Raw genomic sequence first — 22,569 nt, 5'->3', positions numbered from 1 at the left:
CCCGATGAAACCCGACCGCACGCTCGCCGCCGCCCTCGCCGAAGGGGTGCTCGTGCTCGACGGCGGGCTCTCCAACCAGCTGGAGGCCCAGGGCTGTGACCTCTCCGACGCGCTCTGGTCCGCGCGGCTGCTCGCCGACGGGCCCGAGCAGATCGAGGCGGCCCACGCGGCCTACGCGCGGGCCGGTGCCCAGGTCCTGATCACCTCCAGTTATCAGGCCACCTTCGAGGGCTTCGCCCACCGCGGCACCGGGCGGGCGGAGGCCGCGCGGCTGCTCGCGCGCAGCGTGGAGCTGGCCCGGGCGGCGAGCGAGCGGGTCGAGCGGGAGATCTGGGTCGCCGCCTCCGTCGGGCCGTACGGAGCGATGCTGGCGGACGGGAGCGAGTACCGCGGCCGGTACGGGCTGTCGGCGGCCGAGCTCGAACGGTTCCACCGGCCCCGGATCGAGGTCCTGGCCGGGGCCGGGCCCGACGTCCTGGCCCTGGAGACGGTGCCCGACGCCGACGAGGCCGAGGCGCTGCTGCGGGCCGCCGAGGGGTGCGGGGTGCCGGTCTGGCTCTCGTACACCGTCGAGGGCGAGCGCACCCGTGCCGGGCAGCCGCTGGCGGACGCCTTCGGCCTGGTCGCGGGCAACGACCAGGTCGTCGCGGTCGGCGTCAACTGCTGCGACCCGGACGACGCAGGGGCCGCCGCGGAGATCGCCGCCGAGGCGACCGGCAAACCGGTCGTCGTCTACCCCAACAGCGGGGAGCAGTGGGACGCCGCCGCCCGCGGCTGGCGCGGCGCGGCCACCTTCGACCCGGCCAGGACCGACCGCTGGCGCGCCGCCGGCGCCCGGCTCATCGGCGGCTGCTGCCGGGTCGGGCCCGACGCCATCGCCGAACTGGCCGTCACCCTGCGCGGGTAGCGGCCCGGCCGGTCTCCGGGCCGGGGCGGAAACCGGTCTCCGGGCCGGGGCGGAAATCCGTTGTGGCAGAGCGGCGGCGAAGGTCATTCTTGAACGCATGTTCCTGACCATCAGCACCACCGGCACGGCCGAAAAACCCGCCACCGACCTGGGCTTTCTCCTGCACAAGCATCCCGAGAAGGCGCAGGCGTTCGGCACCGCGCACGGCACCGCGCACGTCGTCTACCCCGAGGCGAGCGCGGAGCGGTGCACGGTCGCGCTGATCCTCGACGTGGACCCCGTGGCGCTGGTGCGCAAGGGCAGGGGCAAGGGGCGGGGCGGGGCGCCCGACGCGGCGCTCGCGCAGTACGTGAACGACCGGCCGTACGCCGCGTCCTCGCTGCTCGCCGTCGCGCTCGCCAAGGTCTTCAAGAGCGCCCTGCACGGAAGCTGTGCGGCGTTGCCCGAGCGGGCCGCCGCGCCGCTGCCGCTGCGGATAGAGATCCCGGCGCTCCCGGCGCGCGGCGGGGCCGGGCTCGTGACCCGGCTCTTCGGCCCGCTCGGCTGGGCGGACGTCACGGCGGAACCGGTCGCGCTCGACCCGGAGTTCCCCGAGTGGGGCGACTCGCGCTATGTGCGGCTGGTCCTGGAGGGCGAGCTGCGGCTCGCCGACGCACTCAACCAGCTCTACGTCCTGCTCCCGGTCCTCGACGACGCCAAGCACTACTGGGTCGCGCCCGACGAGGTCGACAAGCTGCTGCGCGCCGGCGACGGCTGGCTCGCCGACCACCCGGAGCAGCAGCTCATCACCAGCCGCTACCTCTCCCGCCGCTGGTCCCTGACCCGGGAGGCCACCGAGCGCCTCGAACTCGTCCGGCTCGCCGAGGCCGACGGCCTGGACGTCGACGACGTCGACAACGCCGTCGACGAGACGACCGACACCGAGGAGCGGCCGGTGCCGCTCGCCGAGCAGCGCCGCGAGGCGATCCTGGCCGCGCTGCGCGCCGCCGACGCCGCCCGGGTGCTCGACCTCGGCTGCGGCCAGGGGCAGTTGGTGCAGGCCCTGCTCAAGGACGTGCGCTTCACCGAGGTCGTCGGCGTGGACGTGTCGGCCCGCGCCCTGTCCGTCGCGGCCCGCCGGCTGCGTCTGGAGCGCATGGGCGAGCGGCAGGCCGGCCGGGTGAAGCTGCTCCAGGGCTCGCTCACGTACACCGACAAGCGACTGACCGGCTACGACGCAGCCGTGCTCAGCGAGGTCATCGAGCACCTCGACCTGCCGCGGCTGCCCGCGCTCGAGTACGCGGTGTTCGGCTCCGCCCGGCCGCGCACGGTCGTCGTGACGACGCCGAACGTCGAGTACAACGTGCGCTGGGAGTCGCTGCCGGCCGGTCACGTCCGGCACGGCGACCACCGCTTCGAATGGACCCGCGAGGAGTTCCGCAGCTGGGCCGGGGGCGTCGCCGCCCGCCACGGCTACGAGGTCGGCTTCGCCCCCGTCGGCCCGGACGACCCCGAGGTCGGCCCGCCCACCCAGCTGGCCGTCTTCACCCGTACGGAGAACACCGAGACGACCGACACCACGAAGGAGGACGCGGCATGACCGACGACGCCACCCAGAAGACCGGGCGCACGCTGCCCGTCACAGATCTCTCCCTCGTGGTCCTCGTCGGCGCCACCGGTTCCGGCAAGTCGACCTTCGCCCGGCGGCACTTCAAGCCGACGGAGATCGTCTCGTCCGACTTCTGCCGCGGCCTGGTCGCCGACGACGAGAACGACCAGAGCGCCAGCAAGGACGCCTTCGACGTCCTCCACTACATCGCGGGCAAGCGGCTCGCCGCCGGCCGGCTGACCGTCGTCGACGCCACCAGCGTGCAGCGCGAGGCGCGCCGTCAGCTCGTCCAGCTCGCCCGCGAGCACGACGTGCTGCCGATCGCGATCGTCCTCGACCTGCCCAAGGAGGTGTGCGCGGAGCGCAACGCCGCCCGCCCCGACCGGGCGCACCTGCCCCGGCACGTGATCCAGCGGCACCGCCGTGAACTGCGCCGCTCGCTCAAGGGACTCGAACGCGAGGGCTTCCGCAAGGTGCACGTGCTGCGCAGCGTGGCGGAGGTCGAGTCCGCCGAGGTCGTCCGGGAGAAGCGGTTCAACGACCTGCGGCACCTCACCGGGCCGTTCGACATCATCGGCGACATCCACGGCTGCCGCTCCGAGCTGGAGACGCTGCTCGCCAGGCTCGGCTACGTCGACGGACACCACCCGGAGGGCCGCACCGCCGTCTTCGTCGGCGACCTGGTCGACCGCGGGCCGGACAGCCCGGGCGTGCTGCGCCGCGTCATGGGCATGGTGGCCGCCGGGGACGCGCTGTGCGTGCCCGGAAACCACGAGAACAAGCTGGGCCGCTGGCTGCGCGGCCGCAAGGTGCAGCAGACCCACGGCCTCGCCGAGACGATCGAGCAGCTGGAGCGCGAGCCGGAGGAGTTCCGGGCGCAGGTCGCGGAGTTCATCGACGGGCTCGTCAGCCACTACGTCCTCGACGAGGGCCGGCTGGTGGTCTGCCACGCCGGTCTGCCGGAGAAGTACCACGGCCGCACCTCCGGGCGGGTGCGTTCGCACGCGCTGTACGGGGACACCACCGGCGAGACCGACGAGTTCGGCCTGCCGGTGCGCTACCCGTGGGCGGAGGAGTACCGGGGCCGGGCCACCGTCGTCTACGGGCACACGCCCGTACCGACCACGTCCTGGATCAACAACACCATCTGCCTCGACACCGGCGCGGTGTTCGGCGGGAAGATGACCGCGCTGCGCTGGCCGGAGCGCGAGCTCGTCGACGTACCGGCCGAGCGGGTCTGGTACGAGCCGGCCAAGCCGCTCGCGGCCCAGGCGCCGGGCGGACACCAGGGGCGGCCGCTCGACCTGGCCGACGTGCAGGGGCGGCGGATCGTCGAGACCCGGCTGATGGGCAACGTCGCGGTCCGCGAGGAGAACGCGGCCGCGGCCCTCGAGGTGATGAGCCGGTTCGCGGTCGACCCGCGGCTGCTCGCCTACCTCCCGCCGACCATGGCGCCCACCGCGACCTCGAAGGTGGACGGCTACCTGGAGCACCCGGCGGAGGCGTTCGGACAGTACGCGGCGGACGAGGTCGGGAAGGTCGTGTGCGAGGAGAAGCACATGGGCTCGCGGGCCGTCGCGCTCGTCTGCCGGGACGCCGCGGCGGCGCGCGAGTACTTCGGGGTCGACGGTCCGACCGGCGCGCTGCACACCCGTACCGGACGCCCGTTCTTCGACGACCAGGACAAGACCGAGCAGGTCCTCGGGCGGCTGCGGGCGGCGATCGGCGCGGCCGGGCTCTGGGAGGAGCTCACAGCGTCGAACAGCGCCTCCGGCGCGTCGGGCGACTGGCTGCTGCTCGACGGCGAGCTGATGCCGTGGTCGCTGAAGTCCGCCGGGCTGCTGCGCTCCCAGTACGCGGCGGTCGGCGCGGCCTCCCGGGCGGTCTTCCCCGGCGCGCTCGGCGCGCTCGAACAGGCCGCGGCGCGCGGGGTCGAGGGGCTCGACGAGCTGCTCGGCCGGCAGCGGGAACGGGCGGCCGACGCGGCCGCGTTCACCGACGCGTACCGGCGCTACTGCTGGCCGACGGACGGTCTGGAGGGCGTGCGCTTCGCGCCGTTCCAGGTGCTCGCCGCGCGCGGCCGCTCGCTGGCCGCCGTACCGCACGACCAGCAGCTGGCCTGGCTCGACCGGCTGGTCGAGCACGATCCGACCGGCCTGCTCCAGGTGACACGGCGGCTCGTCGTCGACCCGGCCGACGAGGCGTCCGTACGCGCCGGCGTCGACTGGTGGCTCGAACTGACCGCGGCCGGCGGCGAGGGCATGGTCGTCAAGCCGCTCGCGGCCGTGGCCCTGGGCAAGGACGGGCGGCCGGTGCAGCCGGGCGTGAAGGTCCGCGGACGCGAGTACCTGCGGATCATCTACGGCCCGGAGTACACCCGTCCGGCCAACCTGGAGCGGCTGCGCCAGCGGTTCCTCGGCCACAAGCGCTCGCTGGCGCTGCGCGAGTACGCGCTCGGCCTGGAGGCGCTCGACCGGCTCGCGGCGGGCGAGCCGCTGTGGCGGGTCCACGAGGCCGTGTTCGCGGTCCTCGCCCTGGAGTCGGAGCCGGTGGACCCGCGGCTCTGACGCCCGCAGGGCGAACCAAGGGGTGAACCAAGGGGTGAACCAAGGGACGAACCAGGAGACGAACCAGGAGGCGAATCAGGGCGCGAACCAGGAGGCGAGCCGCTGGACGAGCCGTGGGGCGAGTCACGAGACGACGAGGCGGGGTTCCGGTTCCGCCACTACCCCACCTCGTCGCGCGCGTGACACGCGGAGTACTACGCGCGGGGCGCTCCGCTCGGCCAGGATGGGGCGCATGGGATTCCATGTCGATTCCGAGACCGGGCGGCTGCGCCGCGTCATACTGCACCGGCCCGATCTGGAGCTGAAGCGGCTCACCCCGAGCAACAAGGACGCGTTGCTCTTCGACGACGTGCTGTGGGTGCGCCGGGCGCGCCAGGAGCACGACGGCTTCGCGGACGTGCTGCGGGACCGGGGAGTGGAGGTGCACCTCTTCGGCGATCTCCTGGCGGAGACCCTGGAGCTGCCGGCGGCGCGCAAGCTGGTGCTCGACCGGGTCTTCGACGAGAAGGAGTACGGGCCGCTCGCGGCGGACCATCTGCGGGCGGTGTTCGAATCGATGGACTCCGTGCCCCTGGTGGAGGCGCTCGTCGGCGGCATGACCAAGCGGGAGTACCTGGCGGCGCACCGGGAACCGACCTCGGTGCGCTTCCACGCCCTGGACCTGGACGACTTCGTGCTGGGCCCGCTGCCGAACCACATCTTCACCCGGGACACCTCCGCCTGGATCTACGACGGCGTGTCGATCAACGCGATGCGCTGGCCGGCCCGGCAGCGCGAGACCGTCCACTTCGAGGCGATCTACAAGCACCACCCGCTGTTCACCGGCGCCGAGGCGGGCAGCTTCCACCACTGGTCGGAGGGGCAGGCCGACTACCCGTCGACGATCGAGGGCGGTGACGTCCTGGTCATCGGCAACGGCGCCGTCCTCATCGGCATGAGCGAGCGCACCACCCCGCAGGCCGTGGAGATGCTGGCGCGCCGCATGTTCGCGGCCGGCTCGGCACGCACCATCATCGCCCTGGACATGCCGAAGCGGCGCGCGTTCATGCACCTGGACACGGTGATGACGATGGTGGACGGGGACACCTTCACCCAGTACGCGGGCCTCGGCATGCTCCGCTCGTACACGATCGAGCCGGGCGACGAGGGCCAGTCCCTGCGGGTCACCGACCATCCGCCCGAGCAGATGCACAGCGCGATCGCCGCCGCCCTCGGCCTCCAGGACATCCGGGTGCTCACCGCCACCCAGGACGTCCACGCGGCGGAGCGGGAGCAGTGGGACGACGGGTGCAACGTGCTCGCCGTCGAGCCCGGCGTCGTGGTCGCGTACGAGCGGAACGTCACCACCAACACGCATCTGCGCAAGCAGGGCATCGAGGTGATCGAGATCCCCGGCAGCGAGCTGGGGCGGGGGCGGGGCGGTCCGCGCTGCATGAGCTGCCCGGTGGAGCGGGACGCCGTGTGATGCGGGGCATCCGGTAGGCCGGGCGCGCTGGTGATGCGGGGCATCCGGTAGGCCGGGCGCGCTGGTGATGCGGGGCATCCGGTAGGCCGGGCGCGCTGGTGAGGCGGCCGCGCCCGGCAGGGTGGAGGGGCGGCGGGGGTGGGGCTGTATAAGAATGCTGAATTACGTATACACTTCCAACGTCCTCGTCCCTCGACGCCCCCGACCGCACCCAGGAGCACGCCATGGCCACCGACCTCATCGGCCGCCACTTCCTCAAGGAGCTGGACTTCACCGCCGAGGAGTTCCGCGGCCTGATCGCACTCGCCGCCGAGCTCAAGGCGGCCAAGAAGGCGGGCGCCGAGGTGCAGCGGCTGCGGGGCCGGAACATCGCGCTGATCTTCGAGAAGACCTCCACCCGCACCCGCTGCGCCTTCGAGGTCGCCGCGGCCGACCAGGGCGCTTCCACCACCTACCTCGACCCGGTCAGCTCGCAGATCGGGCACAAGGAGTCGGTCAAGGACACCGCCCGGGTGCTGGGCCGGATGTTCGACGCGATCGAGTACCGGGGCGACGGCCAGGCCGTCGTCGAGGAGCTGGCCGCCCACGCCGGGGTGCCGGTCTACAACGGGCTCACCGACGACTGGCACCCGACCCAGATGCTGGCCGACGTGCTCACGATGACCGAGCACTGCGCCAAGCCGCTCGACGAGCTCGCCTTCGCCTATCTCGGTGACGCCCGCTTCAACATGGGCAACTCCTACCTGATCACCGGCGCCCTGCTCGGCATGGACGTCCGGATCGTGGCCCCCGAGGCGTACTGGCCGGCCGACTCGGTCGTCGCCGAGGCGCAGCGGCTCGCCGAGGCGAGCGGAGCGGTGATCACGCTCACCGAGGACGTCGCCGAGGGCGTGCGCGGCGCCGACTTCGTGGCCACGGACGTGTGGGTGTCGATGGGCGAGCCCAAGGAGGTCTGGGACGCGCGTATCGCCGCCCTCGCGCCGTACTCCGTGACCATGGACGTCATCCGGGCCACCGGCAACCCGGACGTCAAGTTCCTGCACTGCCTGCCCGCCTTCCACGACCTGGGCACCGCCGTCGGCCGCGACCTCCACGCCCGGCACGGGCTGACCGAACTGGAGGTCTCCGACGAGGTCTTCGAGTCGGCGCACTCGGTCGTCTTCGACGAGGCGGAGAACCGGATGCACACCATCAAGGCGGTCATGGTCGCCACGCTCGCCCAGGCGCCGGACGCCTGATCCTCCGGCGCCGGGTCGTCGGACGCCTGATCCTCCGGCGCCGGGTCGTCGGACGCCTCATTGTCCGGCGGTCCGTTGTCAGACCCCCCTGTTACGTTCGTGAGTGTCAGCAACCGCCACGAACAGGGGGACTTGATGAGCGGTGACGACCTGCGACGCCTCGGCGCCGGAATCTACGACCAGTGGACGGCCTTGTGGAACGGTGAGCTGGAGCTCGCCGAGAAGATCATGGCTCCGGACTTCACCCTCCGCTACACCCAGGCGAACACGGAGGCGTTCGACGCCGTCCGCACCCCGGCCGGGCTCGCCGAGATCATCGGGGCGTGGCGCCGCAGCCGCACCGACCTGCGGTTCGCGGCCGAGGGCGAGGCGGTGGTGGACCTCGCCCTGGTGGGCGGTGTACCGACCGGCCTGGTGGCCCGGCCGTATCTGGCCAGCTTCACCGGCGAGGACGGCGGGACCGTCGCGAGGAGCGGGACCGACACCCTTCGGATCACCGGCGGGCTCATAACCGAGGTGTGGTCGGTGTCCTCCGGCGCCGCCGGCCGGACCTTCTACCGCTGACGCCCTGCCGTTTGGCGCACGTTGCCGACCGCCCGCTTGAAGTCGGGGCAGTCGACGATCGGTTCGTGGTCGCAGACGGCCGCGTGGCGCAGGCTGTCGCGGAGCCGGGTGAGCCGGCCGATCTGCTCGTCGAGGTCGTCGGCCTTGGTCGTCATCCGGACCCGCAGGTCCGCGTCGGACGGCCGTGCCACCACGAAGCGGCTCACCTCCGCGACCGAGAAGCCCGCGCCGCGCGCGCAGGTGATCAGGGCGAGGCGCTCCAGGACGTCCGGGTGGTAGGTGCGGCGCAGACCGTTGCGGCCGGCCGGGGCGATCAGGCCCTTCTTCTCGTAGAAGCGCAGTGCCGAGGGCGCGAGGCCGCTGCGCTCCGCGACCTCGGCGATGTCCAGCAGTCCTTCGTCCACGGTCGATCCCCCGTCCACGTCGCTTGACTTGAAGCGCGGTTCAAGTCGCAGCCTACCCGTCATGAACGTCACGAACGTCATGGACGTCACGAAGGTCCATCACCTCAACTGCGGCTCGGTCCGCACCATCGACCCCACCTACGACGGCCCGGCCCCCGCCCCCGCCGTCAACCACTGTCTCCTCCTGGAGACCGAGTCCGCCGGACTCGTCCTGGTCGAGACCGGCCTCGGCCTCGGCGACGTCCGCGATCCCGAGGGCACCCTGGGCGCCGACTGGGTCGCGATGGCGGCGCCCGCGCTCGACGAGGAGGAGACGGCCGTCCGCCAGGTCACCCGGCTCGGGTACGCGCCCTCCGACGTGCGGCACGTCGTCGTGACCCACCTCGACGTGGACCACTGCGGCGGGCTGCCCGACTTCCCCGGCGCCAAGGTGCACCTGCTCGCCCCCGAACTCGCAGCCGCGCGCGCCGAGGCCCCGAGCTACCGCTACCGCCCGGCGCACTGGGCGCACGAGCCCGACTGGGTCACCTACGAGCCCGGCCGCCCCGCCCCGGCCGACCCCGCCGACGACTGGTTCGGCTTCGACTCGATACGCCTGGAGGGGCTGCCGTCCGGGATCCGGCTCGTCCCGCTCGGCGGCCACACCGCCGGCCACGCCGGGGTCGCCGTGCGCGACGAGGCGGCCGGCCGATGGTTGCTGCACTGCGGCGACGCGTACTACTACCACCGCGAGATGGCGGACGCGAAGGAGCCGCATCCGCTGATGGACGTGGTGCAGACCCGCTCCGAGGTCCACCGCGACCTGCGGCTCGGCACCCAGGCCCGGCTGCGCGAACTGCTCCGTGACCACGGTGACGAGGTGGAGGTGTTCTCGGCGCACGACCCGTGGGAGTTCGCCCGCTACGGGGCCTAAGGCGCGCCAGGGCATGGGAATGCCGCCGATTGGGTGAATATGCGCGGTGAGGCTTACCATCGCCTTATTCAGGGGGGTCCGGGTGCAAAACGCCCGGACCCCCCTCTCGCATGCACACCCCGCATGAGCGAGCCTGCACGACCAGAGATGAGAACCACTCCATGTCCTCGCGGATCGACCCCCGCCGGATCAAATCCCCGCAGCGGCTGCTCGCCGAGTCCGGTGCCGACCTCGAAGGCCACGGCCTCAAGCGCACCATGGGGCTGTTCCAGCTGGTGTGCTTCGGCATCGGCGCCATCGTCGGCACCGGCATCTTCGTCGGGCTCTCCGACAGCGTCGCCGAGGCCGGGCCCGCCGTGGTGGTCTCCTTCGTGCTCGCCGCGCTCACCTGCGTCTTCACCGCCTTCTCCTTCGCGGAGCTGGGCAGCGCGATCCCGGTGTCCGGCTCCTCGTACTCCTTCGCCTACGCGAGCCTCGGCGAACGGGTCGCCTTCCTCGTCGGCTGGTGCCTGCTCCTGGAGTACGGCGTCTCCGTCTCGGCCGTCGCGGTCGGCTGGAGCCAGTACCTGAACGAGCTGCTCGACAGCCTGGTCGGCTGGCACCTGCCCGCCGCGCTCTCCGCCGGTCCGGCCGACGGCGGCGTGGTCAACCTGCCGGCCGTGATCGTCATCGCGCTCGCCGCCGTGCTCCTGGTCCGCGGCGTGCGCGAGAGCGCCCGGGCGACCGCCGCGATGGCGGTGCTCAAGATCGCGATCCTGATCGTCTTCTGCGCGATCGGCTTCAGCGCCTTCCGGGCCGGCCACCTCTCCCCGTTCGCGACCCACGGCACGGCCGGGATCACCGCCGGCGCGTCCGTCGCCTTCTTCTCGTACATCGGCTTCGACGCCATCACCACCGCCGGCGAGGAGGTGAAGAACCCGCGGCGCACCATCCCGCTCGCGATCCTCATCTGCATCGGCGTCGTCACCCTGCTCTACGGCGCCGTCGCGCTCTCCGCGATCGGGGCGCTCGGCGCGGGCGCCGTCGGCGACAAGCCGGCCGCGCTCTCGCTCGTCGTCGACCAGGTCACCCACTCGACGGTCGGCGGCGGGATCATCGCCTTCGGCGCGGTCGTCGCCATCGCGTCCGTCGTGCTCGCCGTGATGTACGGGCAGACCCGGATCCTGCTGTCGATGTCCCGCGACGGCCTCGTGCCCCAGGTCTTCGAGAAGGTCTCGCCGCGCAGCGCCACGCCCGTCGCCAACACCTGGATCGTGGCCGCCGTCTTCGCCGTCCCCGCGGCCTTCGCCTCGCTCGACGCCGTCGTCGACCTCACCACCATCGGCACGCTCGCGGTCATGGCCGTCGTCAACATCGCGGTGATCGCGCTGCGCCGCCGCGACCCGGAGCTGCCGCGCTCCTTCCGCGTCCCGCTCTATCCGCTCAGCCCGCTGCTCGGCGTCGGCTTCTGCGTGTACCTGATCTGGGGGACCGGCTGGACGACCTGGCTGGAGTTCGCGGCCTTCCTGGTGGTCGGCGGGCTCGTCTACGCCGGGTATGGGCGCCGCCACTCGCGCTTCGGCACGGAACCGGCGGCTTCCGAGGCCGTCCCGGTGCCGCCTTCCGAGGACGCGTCCGTCGCGGCTCCGCAGGACGTCGCGGTCACGGTTCCTGAGGCCGCCGCCGGCGCGGTACGGCCGGGAGCGTGAACCAGACCGCCTTGCCGTGCGCGGTGGGGCGGTGCCCGCAGTCGCTGCTCAGCGCGCGGATCAGGAGCAGGCCGCGGCCGTGCTCCTGCCAGGGGTCGACCGGAGCGGCCGGATCGGGGCAGACCAGGTTGCCGGGGGCGGCGGGGTGGCTGTCGTGGACCTCGATCTGGCAGCCGCCGGGCGTCGGCAGCAGCTCGACGACCAGCTCGATCGGTCCGTCGCCCGGGGTGTGCTCGACGGCGTTGGCGACCAGCTCGGCGGTGAGCAGCTCGGCCGTGTGGCAGTCGGCCGCGGCCTGCTCCGGGCCCTCGATCTCCGTGAGGGCGGAGCGGACGAGGGCGCGGGCGAGCGGCACGGCGGCGGTGGTGTGGGGGAGGGCGAGGCGCCAGGAGGTGGTGGGGGGAGCGGGGACTTCGAACACGGCGGGGGGTCCGTTCGGGCTCGGTGTGGGGGCGGGCGGGCGTGATGTCCTGGTTTCAACCTTACGGAGTCGTACATCTCGTTCCAGGGGGCGGTCGCCCGTTCCGGCGGGGACCAGGGTCCGGGACCTTCGGCTGGTGGTCACACGTCGCGCTTACGGCGGGCGTCGCGTGCGTGGCTTTATCGCGTACTCGTGACGGTGGTCACAGATGAGTGATACCCTCTGATGGTGATGCCGTACCCGTACGCGCGCACAATCAGGGAGGTCCTCCCGAAATGAGCCCCTTCACCGGCTCCGCGACCCGCACCGAACGCTGGCGACACCTGCGCCTCACGATCGACGACGGCGTCGCCACGATCACCCTCGCCCGCCCCGAGAAGCTGAACGCCCTCACCTTCGGCGCCTACGCGGACCTGCGCGACCTGCTCGCCGAGCTGTCCCGGGAACGGGCCGTCCGCGCCCTGGTGCTCGGCGGCGAGGGGCGCGGCTTCTGCTCCGGCGGCGACGTCGACGAGATCATCGGCGCCACCCTCTCCATGGACACCGCCCAGCTGCTCGACTTCAACCGGATGACCGGGCAGACCGTGCGGGCGCTGCGCGAATGCCCCTTCCCGGTGATCGCCGCCGTCCACGGCGTCGCCGCCGGCGCGGGAGCGGTCCTCGCCCTCGCCGCCGACTTCCGCGTCGCCGACCCCACGGCGCGCTTCGCCTTCCTCTTCACCCGCGTCGGCCTCTCCGGCGGCGACATGGGCGCCGCCTACCTCCTGCCGCGCGTCGTCGGCCTCGGCCACGCCACCCGGCTCCTCATGCTCGGCGACCCCGTCGGCGCCGCCGAGGCCGAGCGCATCGGCCTCCTCAGCGAACTCACCGAGGAAGGCGCCGCCGACACCCGCGCCGCCGCCCTCGCCCGCCGCCTCGCCGACGGCCCGGCCCTGGCCCACGCCCAGACGAAGGCACTGCTCACCGCCGAGCTGGACATGCCGCTGGCCGCCTCCGTCGAGATGGACGCGGCCACCCAGGCGCTGCTCATGCACGGCGAGGACTACGCCGAGTTCCACGCCGCGTTCACCGAGAAACGCCCGGCGAAATGGCGAGGACGGTGAGCGTGCGCGGCGCGACGGAGCCCGCGGACGGGGCGGTGCGCGCACGGGTACCGGCGGCACCGGCGCCCCCGCCCGGTTCCGTCCGGCCCGTCGAACGGTCGGCGGCGTGCCCGCCCGGTTCCGTCTGGCCCGTCGAACGGTCGGCGGCGTGCCTGCCCGGTTCCGTCTGGCCCGTCGATCGGTCGGCGGCGTGCCTGACCGGTTCCGTCCGGCCCGTCGAACGGTCGGCGGCGTCGGAGCCCGCCGGCCCCCCGCCGTCGCCCACCGGCCTGGCCCCCGCGCTGCCCGGACTGCCCGTGGCGCCCCCCGGCCCCCGTACCGCGCCGGGCGGCACCGGCGCGGTACGGAGCGCGGCGGTGCCGCCGCCCGCCCTCCTCGCCGAGGCCGCGCGGCCCGCCGTCCCCCGCACCGGGGCCGTACCGCTCCGCATCGCCGTCATCGGCGGCGGCCCCGGCGGGCTCTACGCCGCCGCGCTGCTCAAGCGCGGCGACCCGGCCCGCGAGGTCACCGTCTGGGAGCGGAACGCGCCCACCGACACCTTCGGCTTCGGAGTCGTGCTCTCCGACGAGACGCTCGGCGGCATCGAGAGCGCCGACCCCGTCGTCCACGCCGCCCTCCGCGAGGAGCTGGTGCACTGGGACGACGTCGAGATCGCGCACCGCGGCCAACTGCACACCTCCACCGGCCACGGCTTCGCCGCGCTCGGCCGCCGCCGCCTCCTGGAACTGCTCCAGGCCCGCTGCGCCGACCTCGGCGTACGGCTCCGCTTCCGCACCGAGGCCCCGCCGGCCGGCCGGCTCGCCGCCACCCACGACCTCGTCGTCGCGGCCGACGGCGTGCACAGCCGGACCCGCGAGGAACGGGCCGACGTCTTCCGGCCCACGATCACCACGCACCGCTGCCGGTACATCTGGCTCGCCACCGACTTCGCCCTCGACGCCTTCCGCTTCGAGATCGCCGAGACCGAGTACGGCGTGATGCAGCTCCACGCGTACCCCTACTCCGCCGACTCCTCCACCGTCATCGTCGAGATGCGCGAGGAGGTCTGGCGCGCCGCCGGCTTCGACGAGCTCGGCGACGATACGGAGGCCCGGAGCGAGTCCGCCGCCCGCTGCGCCAAGATCTTCTCCGAGGCGCTCCAGGGCCGGGGCCTGCGCTCCAACAACTCCGCCTGGACCGCCTTCCGCACGGTCGTCAACGCCCGCTGGTCGCACGGCAACACCGTCCTCCTCGGCGACGCCGCCCACACCGCGCACTTCTCCATCGGCTCCGGCACCAAACTGGCCGTCGAGGACGCCGTCGCCCTCGCCGCCCACGTCGACGCCCGGCCCGGCCGGCTGCCCGAGGCGCTCGCCGCGTACGAGGCCGAGCGCCGCCCGGTCGTCGAGTCCACCCAGCGCGCCGCGGCCGCCAGCCTGCGCTGGTTCGAGGAGATAGCGGACCAACTCGACCGACCACCGAAGCAGTTCGCCTTCAACCTGCTCACCCGCAGCCGCCGCGTCACCCACGACAACCTGCGCCTGCGTGACGCCCGCTTCACGGCCGCCGTCGAGGAGGAGTTCGGCTGCCCGCCCGGCACGCCGCCGATGTTCACCCCGTTCCGGCTCGGCGCACTGACCCTGCGCAACCGGGTCGTCGTCTCGCCGATGGACCTGTACGTCGCCGAGGACGGCGTCCCCGGCGACTTCCACCTGGTCCACCTCGGCGCCCGCGCCCTCGGCGGCGCCGGCCTGGTCATGACCGAGATGGTCTGCGTGAGCGAACGCGGCCGCATCACCCCCGGCTGCACCGGCCTGTGGACCGACGAACAGGCCGACGCCTGGGCCCGGATCACCGCCTTCGTCCACGCGCAGGCGCCCGGCACCGCGATCGGCGTACAGCTCGGCCACTCCGGCCGCAAGGGCTCCACACGCCGCATGTGGGAGGGCATCGACCAGCCGCTCCCGGACGGCAACTGGCGCCTGGTGGCCGCCTCGCCGCTGCCGTACCGCGCCGGCGTCAACCAGACCCCGCACGCGCTCGACCGGGCCGGACTCACCGCCGTGCGCGAGGAGTTCACCGCAGCCGCCCGGCGCGCCGCCCGGGCCGGCTTCGACCTCCTCGAACTGCACTGCGCGCACGGCTATCTGCTCTCCGGCTTCCTCTCCCCGCTCACCAACCACCGCACCGACGGCTACGGCGGCGACCTGGCCGGCCGGCTGCGCTATCCGCTCGAGGTCTTCGACGCGGTCCGGGCGGTCTGGCCGGCCGACCGGCCCATGACCGTGCGCATCTCCGCCACCGACTGGGCCGAGGGCGGTACCACCGCCGAGGACGCCGTGGAGATCGCCCGCGCCTTCGCCGCGCACGGCGCCGACGCCCTCGACGTCTCCACCGGCCAGGTCGTCCCCGACGAGCGCCCCGAGTTCGGCCGCTCGTACCAGACCCCGTACGCCGACCGGATCCGCACCGCCCTCGGCGTGCCCGTCATCGCGGTCGGCGCGATCTCCTCCTGGGACGACGTGAACTCCCTCCTCCTCGCCGGCCGCGCCGATCTCTGCGCACTGGCCCGCCCGCACCTCTACGACCCCCACTGGACCCTGCACGCGGCCGCCGAACAGGGCTACGCCGGCCCCGCCGCGCCGTGGCCGGACCCCTACCGCGCGGGCAGCCGGCGCCCGCCGACCGGCCGCAAGGACCCGTAGACCTCGCCCTTGCCCCCCCGCACCACCCGGAGCACCTCATGAGGATCAACCTGACCAGCATCTTCGTCGACGAGCAGGACAAGGCCCTGCGCTTCTACACCGACGTGCTGGGCTTCGTGAAGAAGACCGAGGTCCCGCTCGGCGGCCACAGCTGGCTGACCGTCGTCTCGCCGGAGGACCCCGACGGCGTCGAGCTGGTCCTGGAGCCCAACCAGCACCCGGCCGCCAAGGCGTACCAGGAGGCCCTGAAGGCCGACGGCATCCCGGTGAACTCCTTCGCCGTGACCGACGTGCGCGCGGAGTACGAGCGGCTGAGCGCGCTCGGCGTGCGCTTCACGCGGGAGCCGGTGGCCATGGGCCCGGTCACCGTCGCGATCCTCGACGACACCTGCGGCAACCTGATCCAGATCGCCGAGTACAAGGGCTGACGCGTCCGTCATGGCAGCGTCGCAGCCGCTGTACTACGTCGACCGCTCGGACGTCCGTGCGGGCGGGCTCGACGGCCTCCGGGCCGGGATGCGCGACCTCGCCGCGTTCGTCGAGGAGCGCGAGCCCCGGCTGCTCGCCTACCACTTCTACCTCGACGAGCCCGCGGCCACGATGACCGTCCTCGCCGTCCACCCGGACTCGGCGTCCCTCGAGTTCCACCTGGAGCTCGGCGGGCCGAGGTTCCGCGCGCTCGGCGCGCACATCCGCCTGCGCACCATCGACGTGTACGGCCACCCGAGCCCGGCGGCCGTCACCCGGCTGCGTGCCAAGGCGGAGATGCTCGGCGGGCGCGAGGCCACCGTCACGCTCCACACCCACCAGGCGGGCTTCAGCCGACCGGATCTCTGAGGGGACTCACTCGGGCAGCCAGGCCGGCCACCACGGCGGGACGTTGCTCGCCGGGCACAGGCCCGAGTCGCCCGGATAGCCGTCCGGGGTGGCCTGCGCGCCCACGTACAGCCAGGCGATCGTCAGCAGCACCGCCACCACCGCGAGCAGCTGAGCCGAGGCCCGGACCGGGCGCGAGGCGGACAGCGTCGCACGGCGGGCCACCATCGCCGTCACGAAGGCGACCGTCGCGCTGCCGCCCGCGAGGACGACGAACTCCAGGAGATGGACGAAACGGTGCTGCGGCTCCCAGGCCGCGTCGCAGTAGGCCCGCGCACGCGCGGTCAGCGCGCTCGCGCCGTAGGCGACGCCGAACGCGAAGGGCACCGTCGCCCACCAGGACAGCCACTGCCAGCCGGAGACCGGACGGGAGATGTGTGTGCTCACTCCGGCGGGGACGGCCCGGGGGCCCGTCACGGTTGCACGAACTCCGCGCCCCGTGCGTGCAGCAGTTCGTGCAGCGCCAGGAAGACCTCCGCCGAGCGGGTGCCCGGCCAGTTCTCCGGGAGCAGTTCGAGGGGGAGGACCGGGTCGGCGTACGGCAGCCGGCGCCAGGAGTCCAGGGCGAGCAGATACGCGCGGTAGGCGTCCTCCGGCGTGGCCGGCGGCCCGGCCCGGAGCACTGGCTCGTGGGCGTCCAGGAACTCCTCGTGCAGCTTGGCGATCGACGGCAGGTCCCACCAGCGGGCCACCGCCTCCGCCGTCGCGGCGAAGCCCAGGTGGTCGCCGCGGAACAGGTCCACGTACGGGGACAGCTCCAGGCGCTCCAGGGTGTGCCGGGTCTCCGCGTACAGCCGGGCCGGCGCGATCCACACGCCCGGCGCGGCCGTCCCGAAGCCGAGCCGCGCGAGCCGGGAGCGCAGCAGATGGCGCTTGTGCCGCTCGGCCTCCGGGACGGAGAACACGGCGAGCACCCAGCCGTCGGCGAGCCGGGGCTCGTCGCGGGCGTAGATCCGGCGGTCGCCGTCGTCGAGCAGCATCCGGGCGTCGTCCGACAGGGCGTACCCGGCGGCGCCCTCCGCCGTCTTCCGCGGCAACAGCAGCCCGCGCCGCTTCAGCCGGGACACCGAGGAACGCACCGAGGGCGCGTCCACGCCGAGCGCGCCGAGCAGCCTGATCAGCTCGGCCACCGCCAGCGGCGCGCCGTCCGGCGACCGGCCGTACGCGCCGTAGAGCGAGACGATCAGGGATCGGGGGGTGTGCTGCTCGGCCACGTGATCACTTTAGGGCGCCGGGTCCGGCCCCGTCGTCCCGGAGCCCCCCGCCGTCCCGGGTTCCGGCGTTCGGAAGCCCGTCGTTCCGGGCTCCGTCGTCCCGGAGCCCTCCACCGTCCCGGAGCCCGTCGTTCCGAAGCTTGGCGTCCCGGAGCCCCTCGCCGTCCCGGGTTCCGTCGTTCCGGAGCCTGGCGTCCCGGAGCCCCCCGCCATCCCGGAGCCCGTCGTTCCGAAGCCTGGCGTCCCGTAGCCCGTCGTCCCGTAGCCGGAAGCGCTGCAGCTTGCCCGTCGCCGTGCGCGGAAGCGCGTCCAGGAAGACGATCTCGCGCGGCGACTTGTACGGGACGAGCCTGGCCCGTACGAAGGAGCGCAGCGCGGCCGCCGTCGTGCCGTCGCGCGGCACCCCGTCCCGCACCACCGCGTACGCCACCACGATCTCGCCGCGCAGCTGGTCGGGCCGGCCGATCACCGCAGCCTCGACGACGTCGGGGTGGGCGAGCAGGGCCTCCTCGACCTGGGGGCCCGGGATGTTGTACCCGGCCGAGATGATCATGTCGTCGGCGCGGGCGACGTAACGGAAGTAGCCGTCGGGCTCGCGGACGTAGGTGTCGCCGGTGATGTTCCAGCCCTCGCGCACGTACTCCGTCTGGCGCGGGTCCGCGAGGTAGCGGCACCCGACCGGGCCGCGCACCGCGAGCAGCCCCGGCTCGCCGTCCGGCAGCTCGCGCCCGGACGGCGAGACGACCCGGGCCTGCCAGCCGGGGACCGGGCGGCCGGTGGTGCCGGGGCGTATGTCGCCGTCGGCGGCGGAGATGAAGATGTGCAGGAGTTCGGTCGCGCCGATGCCGTTGATCAGCTTCAGGCCGGTGCGCTCGTGCCAGGCGTCCCAGGTCGCCGCCGGGAGGTTCTCGCCCGCCGAGACGCAGCGGCGGAGCGAGGTGAGGTCGTGCTCGTGCTCGTGGCCGGGGGCGTCCAGCTCCTCCAGCATCACCCGGTAGGCGGTCGGCGCGGTGAAGAGCACCGACACCCGGTGCCGGGCGATCGCGGCGAGCAGTTGCTGCGGTCCCGCCTGTTCGAGCAGGACCGCGCACGCCCCGGCCCGCAGGGGGAAGACGACGAGCCCGCCGAGGCCGAAGGTGAAGCCGAGGGGCGGGGAGCCGGCGAAGACGTCGTCCGGCTCCGGGCGCAGGACGTGCGCGGAGAAGGTGTCGGCGGCGGCGAGCACGTCGCGGTGGAAGTGCAGACAGCCCTTGGGGCGCCCGGTGCTGCCGGAGGTGAAGGCGATCAGCGCCACGTCGTCGGCGGCGGTCGGCACCGCCTCGTACCGGTCCGGCTTGACCGTCGAGAGGGTCAGCAGGTCGTCGGGGCCGTCGCCGCCGAACGGCGTGACGCGCAGCCCCGGTATCCCGGCCTTGACCAGCTCGTCGAGCGCGCGCACGTCGCACAGCGCGTGGCTGCAGCCGGCCAGTTCGCACATCACGGCCAGCTCGCGGGCCCGCTGCTGGGCGAGGACGGTGACGGCGACCGCGCCCGCCTTCATCACGGCGAGCCAGCAGGCGGCCAGCCAGGGCGTGGTGGGGCCGCGGAGCAGCACCCGGTTGCCGGGGCGCACGCCCAGGTCCCCGGTCAGGACGTGCGCGATCCGGTCCACCCGCTCGCGCAGCTGCCCGTACGTCCAGACGCCGCCCTCGCCGTCCCGGAAGGCGGCGCGCTCGCCGCCGAATCGTTCCACCGTGCGGTCGAGCAGCTCGGCGCCGCAGTTGAGCCGGTCGGGATAGGAGAGGGAGGGCAGTTCGAAGAGCAGCTGCGGCCACTGCTCCGCGGGCGGCAGATGGTCGCGGGCGAAGGTGTCCTGGTGGGCCGAGGGCGTCAGCTCCATGCGTCCGTCCCCCTGTCGGTGGGATCGTCGTGGCGGTGGTGGCTGTCGTGGCGGTGGCGCCTGTCCTGGGGGCCGGTCGTGAACGGCCGGTCGTGCCGGGCGGGCCGGGCGGGCCGGTCCGGCTGCGGGGGCCGGTCCGATCGGTTCGGGGTCGGCCGTCGCCCAAGGAGCGTATCGTGATGGTGACGACAGTCAACGGTTCGCGATAAGGCTCCTGGCGGACACGGCTCCTGACAGACACCGACACCGCTCCTGACAGACACCGCTCCTGACAGGTCGCTCCTGACAGATCGCTCCTGACAGATACGGCTTCCGATACGGGTTCTGGCCTCGCCGGCCCGGGAGAGGGCCCCATGGCCGCATTCTCGCTCGATCCGGAACAGATCACCTGGTGCGCCGAACTGCGCCGGCTCGCCGCCGACCGCCTGCGCCCGCTCGCCGAGAAGGGCGAACCGGGCCGCGTCAACCGCCCCCTCGTCGCCGCCCTGGGCGAGCTCGGACTGCTCGCCCGGCTCTTCGACTCCGGCGCGCTCGACCTGTGCCTGATGCGCGAGTCCCTCGCCCACGCCTGCACGGAGGCCGAGACCGCCCTCGCCCTCCAGGGCCTCGGCGCCCACCCCGTCGCCGCCTTCGGCACCCCCGAGCAGCGCGACCGCTGGCTCCCGGAGGTCGTCGCGGGCCGCGCCGTCGCCGCCTTCGCCCTCTCTGAGCCCGGCGCGGGATCGGATGCCGCCGCGCTGTCCCTGGAGGCCGTCGAGGACCGGGAAGCGGGTGGCTGGCGCCTCTACGGCGAGAAGCGCTGGATCTCGAACGCGCCGGAGGCGGACCTGGTGACGGTGTTCGCCCGAACGGGCGACGACCCGCGGGGCGCCCGCGGCGTCACCGCCTTCCTCGTCCCCGGCGACCGGGCCGGACTCGGCGGCGAGGCACTGGACATGCTGGCGCCGCACGCGCTGGGCAGCCTGGTCTTCGACGGCGTCCGGGTCGGGCCGGAGGACGTGCTCGGTGCGCCGGGGGAGGGGTTCCGGGTGGCGATGGGGACGCTCAACCTGTTCCGGCCCAGCGTCGGGGCCTTCGCCGTCGGGATGGCGCAGGCCGCGCTCGACGCCGCCCTCACCCACACCGCCGCCCGGCCGGCCTTCGGCGGCGTCCTCGCCGACCTCCAGGCCGTGGCGCACCAGGTCGCCGAGATGGCGACCCGAACCGAGGCGGCCCGGCTGCTGGTGTACGCGGCGGCCGAGGCGTACGACCGGGGCGACCCGGACGTGCCGCGCCGCGCGGCGATGGCGAAGCTGTTCGCGACCGAGACCGCACAGTACGTCGTCGACGCCGCCGTCCAACTGCACGGCGCCCGCGCACTCCAGCGCGGCCACCTCCTCGAACACCTCTACCGGGAGGTGCGGGCGCCCAGGATCTACGAGGGGGCGACGGAGGTCCAACGAACGATCATCGCGAAGGAGCTGTACCGGGGAGCCGGCCCCGGGAGCACTGCCGAGGCCGGCTCGCGAACCTCCTCCGAGGCCGCCCGGAGCACTGCCGAGGCCGGCTCGCGGACCTCCTCCGAGGCCGCCCGTAGCTCCGCCGAGGCCGGCTCGCGAACCTCCGCCGAGCCCCGCTCCCAGCCCTCCCCCGAAACCCCCGCCGAGGCAGGAGTCCGCCCATGAGCCTGCACCGCCACAACCCCGCCCAGCTCTCCCCGCCCAGCGGCTTCAGCCACGCCGTCACCGCCACCGGCAGCCGGCTGGTGTTCCTCGCCGGGCAGACCAGTCTCGACCGCGACGGCAAGGTGATCGGGGAGACGCTGCCCGAGCAGTTCGAGACCGCACTCACCAACCTGCTCACCGCCCTCCGCCACGCCGGTGGCACGCCCGCCGACCTGGCACGGGTCACGGTCTACGCCACGGACGTCGCCGACTACCGGCACCACGCGCATGAACTAGGCCGGATCTGGCACCGGTTGGCGGGCCGCGACTATCCGGCGATGGCCGTGATCGGTGTCGTACGCCTGTGGGACGATCAGGCCCTGGTCGAACTGGACGGTTTCGCGGTCGTGGACGAGTGACGGACGCGTGAGACACGTGACGGACACGTGCGCGTGAGGGGCACGTGACGGACGGGGAGGCGGAGGGGCATGCCGGAGATCGAACTGAGCGCCGGGACCATCGCGTACGAGGACACCGGCGGCCCCGGCCCCGTCGTCGTCCTGCTCCACGGCCTGGTCCACGACGCCACCGTCTGGCGCCAGGTCACCGCCCGGCTCGCCCCCGACCACCGGGTGATCGCGCCGACCCTCCCGTACGGCGCGCACCGCATCCCGATGCGGCCCGACGTACCGCTGTCGCCGGACACCGTGATCGACCTGGTCGGGGAGTTCCTGGACCGGCTCGACCTGCGCGAGGTGACCCTCGTCGAGAGCGACTGCGGCCGGGCCCAGACCGTCGCCGTCCGGCACCCCGAGCGGCTCGCCCGGCTCGTCCTCGTCTCGTGCGAGGCGTTCGACAACTACCCGCCCGGCGCGCCCGGCAAGTTGATCGCGCTGGCCTGCCGGATCCCCGGCGGGGTCACCCTGATGGCCCGGGTGCTCGGTCTGAAGGCGCTGCGCCGCCTGCCCGTCGGCATCGGGGCGCTCACCCGGCGACCGGTTCCGGACGCCGTCGTCGACGGATGGCTGGAGCCGCTGCGTACCGACCCGGCCGTGCGGCACGACTTCCGCCGCTACAACCTCGCCGTGCGCAGGGACGAGTTGCTGCGGGCGGCGGAGGGACTGCGCTCCTTCGACCGGCCGGCGCTGGTGGTCTGGGCCGCCGACGACCTGATGATGCCGCGCGAGCACGGGCGTCGGCTGGCCGCGCTGCTGCCGAAGGGGCGGCACGTGGAGGTCGCGGACAGCCGCACGCTGATCGCGGAGGACCAGCCGGAGCGGCTCGCGGCGGAGCTGCGTGCTTTCGTCGCGGAGGGCTGAAGGAGGGCTGAAAGGGGTCGTCCGGGGCGGCGCGGGACCGTTGCTTGATCAACTGGTGACGTCCTGGGGGCGGGCTTAGGGTCGAAAGGTGGACTG

The 22,569-nt window shown here is 73.6% G+C and carries 20 protein-coding genes; 15 read left to right on the top strand and 5 right to left on the bottom strand.

From position 1 onward, the window contains the following. The first annotated feature begins 4 nt into the window (after positions 1-4). The 6 genes from mmuM to ACWEJX_RS06575 all read left to right on the top strand — a co-directional run bounded on the left by mmuM (position 5) and on the right by ACWEJX_RS06575 (position 8,329). A complete protein-coding gene (mmuM, locus tag ACWEJX_RS06600; protein ID WP_451606422.1) occupies positions 5-907 on the top strand; it encodes a homocysteine S-methyltransferase in 903 nt (300 codons plus the stop codon). A gap of 97 nt (positions 908-1,004) precedes the next feature. Further along, positions 1,005-2,486 carry a 3' terminal RNA ribose 2'-O-methyltransferase Hen1 gene (locus ACWEJX_RS06595; RefSeq protein WP_451606421.1) on the top strand — a complete coding sequence of 494 codons (1,482 nt, stop codon included), beginning with the start codon at positions 1,005-1,007 and terminating at the stop codon, positions 2,484-2,486. Then, positions 2,483-5,062, top strand: coding sequence for a polynucleotide kinase-phosphatase (locus ACWEJX_RS06590; protein ID WP_451606420.1), 2,580 nt, complete (start codon positions 2,483-2,485; stop codon positions 5,060-5,062). Before ACWEJX_RS06595 ends, ACWEJX_RS06590 begins: the two co-directional genes overlap by 4 nt. Before the next feature lie 232 nt (positions 5,063-5,294). Further along, positions 5,295-6,527 (top strand): arginine deiminase, encoded by a 1,233-nt coding sequence (locus ACWEJX_RS06585; RefSeq protein ID WP_451606419.1) that lies wholly within the window; start codon positions 5,295-5,297, stop codon positions 6,525-6,527. Positions 6,528-6,751: 224 nt separating this feature from the next. Continuing rightward, positions 6,752-7,765 carry an ornithine carbamoyltransferase gene (gene argF, locus ACWEJX_RS06580; protein WP_451606418.1) on the top strand — a complete coding sequence of 338 codons (1,014 nt, stop codon included), beginning with the start codon at positions 6,752-6,754 and terminating at the stop codon, positions 7,763-7,765. Positions 7,766-7,900: 135 nt separating this feature from the next. Continuing rightward, positions 7,901-8,329, top strand: coding sequence for a nuclear transport factor 2 family protein (locus ACWEJX_RS06575; protein ID WP_451606417.1), 429 nt, complete (start codon positions 7,901-7,903; stop codon positions 8,327-8,329). On the opposite strand, the gene ACWEJX_RS06570 is transcribed toward ACWEJX_RS06575, so the two are convergent. Next, entirely contained in the window at positions 8,320-8,733 is a 414-nt protein-coding gene (locus tag ACWEJX_RS06570) for a MerR family transcriptional regulator (protein ID WP_451606416.1), read from the bottom strand. The two genes, ACWEJX_RS06575 and ACWEJX_RS06570, sit on opposite strands and share 10 nt — an antisense overlap. 61 nt (positions 8,734-8,794) lie before the next feature. Between ACWEJX_RS06570 and ACWEJX_RS06565 the strand changes: the two genes are divergently transcribed. Together ACWEJX_RS06565 and ACWEJX_RS06560 are read left to right on the top strand one after the other, a co-directional pair. Next, the gene (locus ACWEJX_RS06565; protein ID WP_451606415.1) at positions 8,795-9,646 is read left to right on the top strand and encodes an MBL fold metallo-hydrolase; all 852 of its coding nucleotides are present in this window, start codon (positions 8,795-8,797) and stop codon (positions 9,644-9,646) included. Between the two features lie 161 nt (positions 9,647-9,807). Then, entirely contained in the window at positions 9,808-11,334 is a 1,527-nt protein-coding gene (locus tag ACWEJX_RS06560) for an amino acid permease (RefSeq protein WP_451606414.1), read from the top strand. Here ACWEJX_RS06560 and ACWEJX_RS06555 read toward each other — a convergent pair. Beyond that, positions 11,288-11,755, bottom strand: a complete 468-nt coding sequence (locus ACWEJX_RS06555; protein WP_451606413.1) for an ATP-binding protein — start codon at positions 11,753-11,755, stop codon at positions 11,288-11,290. The two genes, ACWEJX_RS06560 and ACWEJX_RS06555, sit on opposite strands and share 47 nt — an antisense overlap. 275 nt (positions 11,756-12,030) lie before the next feature. On the opposite strand from ACWEJX_RS06555, the gene ACWEJX_RS06550 reads away from it, so the two are divergent. From ACWEJX_RS06550 to ACWEJX_RS06535, 4 genes are all read left to right on the top strand, one after another. Beyond that, complete coding sequence (locus tag ACWEJX_RS06550; RefSeq protein ID WP_451606412.1) at positions 12,031-12,858, top strand: enoyl-CoA hydratase family protein; 828 nt, start codon at positions 12,031-12,033, stop codon at positions 12,856-12,858. Positions 12,859-13,154: 296 nt separating this feature from the next. Continuing rightward, a complete protein-coding gene (locus ACWEJX_RS06545; RefSeq protein ID WP_451606411.1) occupies positions 13,155-15,542 on the top strand; it encodes a bifunctional salicylyl-CoA 5-hydroxylase/oxidoreductase in 2,388 nt (795 codons plus the stop codon). Positions 15,543-15,580: 38 nt separating this feature from the next. Beyond that, a complete protein-coding gene (locus ACWEJX_RS06540; RefSeq protein WP_451606410.1) occupies positions 15,581-15,970 on the top strand; it encodes a VOC family protein in 390 nt (129 codons plus the stop codon). 10 nt (positions 15,971-15,980) lie between these two features. After that, a complete protein-coding gene (locus ACWEJX_RS06535) occupies positions 15,981-16,379 on the top strand; it encodes a hypothetical protein (RefSeq protein ID WP_451606409.1) in 399 nt (132 codons plus the stop codon). Positions 16,380-16,385: 6 nt separating this feature from the next. Here the strand turns inward: ACWEJX_RS06535 and ACWEJX_RS06530 are convergent, their stop codons facing one another. From ACWEJX_RS06530 to ACWEJX_RS06520, 3 genes are read right to left on the bottom strand one after another with little or no spacing between them, the layout of a single operon-like run. Next, complete coding sequence (locus ACWEJX_RS06530; RefSeq protein WP_451606408.1) at positions 16,386-16,835, bottom strand: hypothetical protein; 450 nt, start codon at positions 16,833-16,835, stop codon at positions 16,386-16,388. After that, entirely contained in the window at positions 16,832-17,632 is an 801-nt protein-coding gene (locus ACWEJX_RS06525) for a PaaX family transcriptional regulator (RefSeq protein ID WP_451606407.1), read from the bottom strand. Before ACWEJX_RS06525 ends, ACWEJX_RS06530 begins: the two co-directional genes overlap by 4 nt. 4 nt (positions 17,633-17,636) lie before the next feature. Beyond that, positions 17,637-19,511 (bottom strand): AMP-binding protein, encoded by a 1,875-nt coding sequence (locus ACWEJX_RS06520; protein ID WP_451606406.1) that lies wholly within the window; start codon positions 19,509-19,511, stop codon positions 17,637-17,639. A 353-nt stretch (positions 19,512-19,864) separates the two neighbouring features. On the opposite strand from ACWEJX_RS06520, the gene ACWEJX_RS06515 reads away from it, so the two are divergent. From ACWEJX_RS06515 to ACWEJX_RS06505, 3 genes are all read left to right on the top strand, one after another. After that, a complete protein-coding gene (locus ACWEJX_RS06515) occupies positions 19,865-21,175 on the top strand; it encodes an acyl-CoA dehydrogenase family protein (RefSeq protein WP_451606405.1) in 1,311 nt (436 codons plus the stop codon). Then, positions 21,172-21,573, top strand: a complete 402-nt coding sequence (locus ACWEJX_RS06510; RefSeq protein ID WP_451606404.1) for a RidA family protein — start codon at positions 21,172-21,174, stop codon at positions 21,571-21,573. Before ACWEJX_RS06515 ends, ACWEJX_RS06510 begins: the two co-directional genes overlap by 4 nt. A gap of 69 nt (positions 21,574-21,642) precedes the next feature. After that, a complete protein-coding gene (locus ACWEJX_RS06505) occupies positions 21,643-22,473 on the top strand; it encodes an alpha/beta fold hydrolase (protein ID WP_451606403.1) in 831 nt (276 codons plus the stop codon). The last annotated feature ends 96 nt before the right edge of the window (positions 22,474-22,569 follow it).

The organism is Streptomyces sp. NPDC004788, assembly GCF_053601115.1.
Note: the sequence above shows the minus strand (reverse complement) of the source record. Positions and strands in the feature narration are given on the sequence as shown.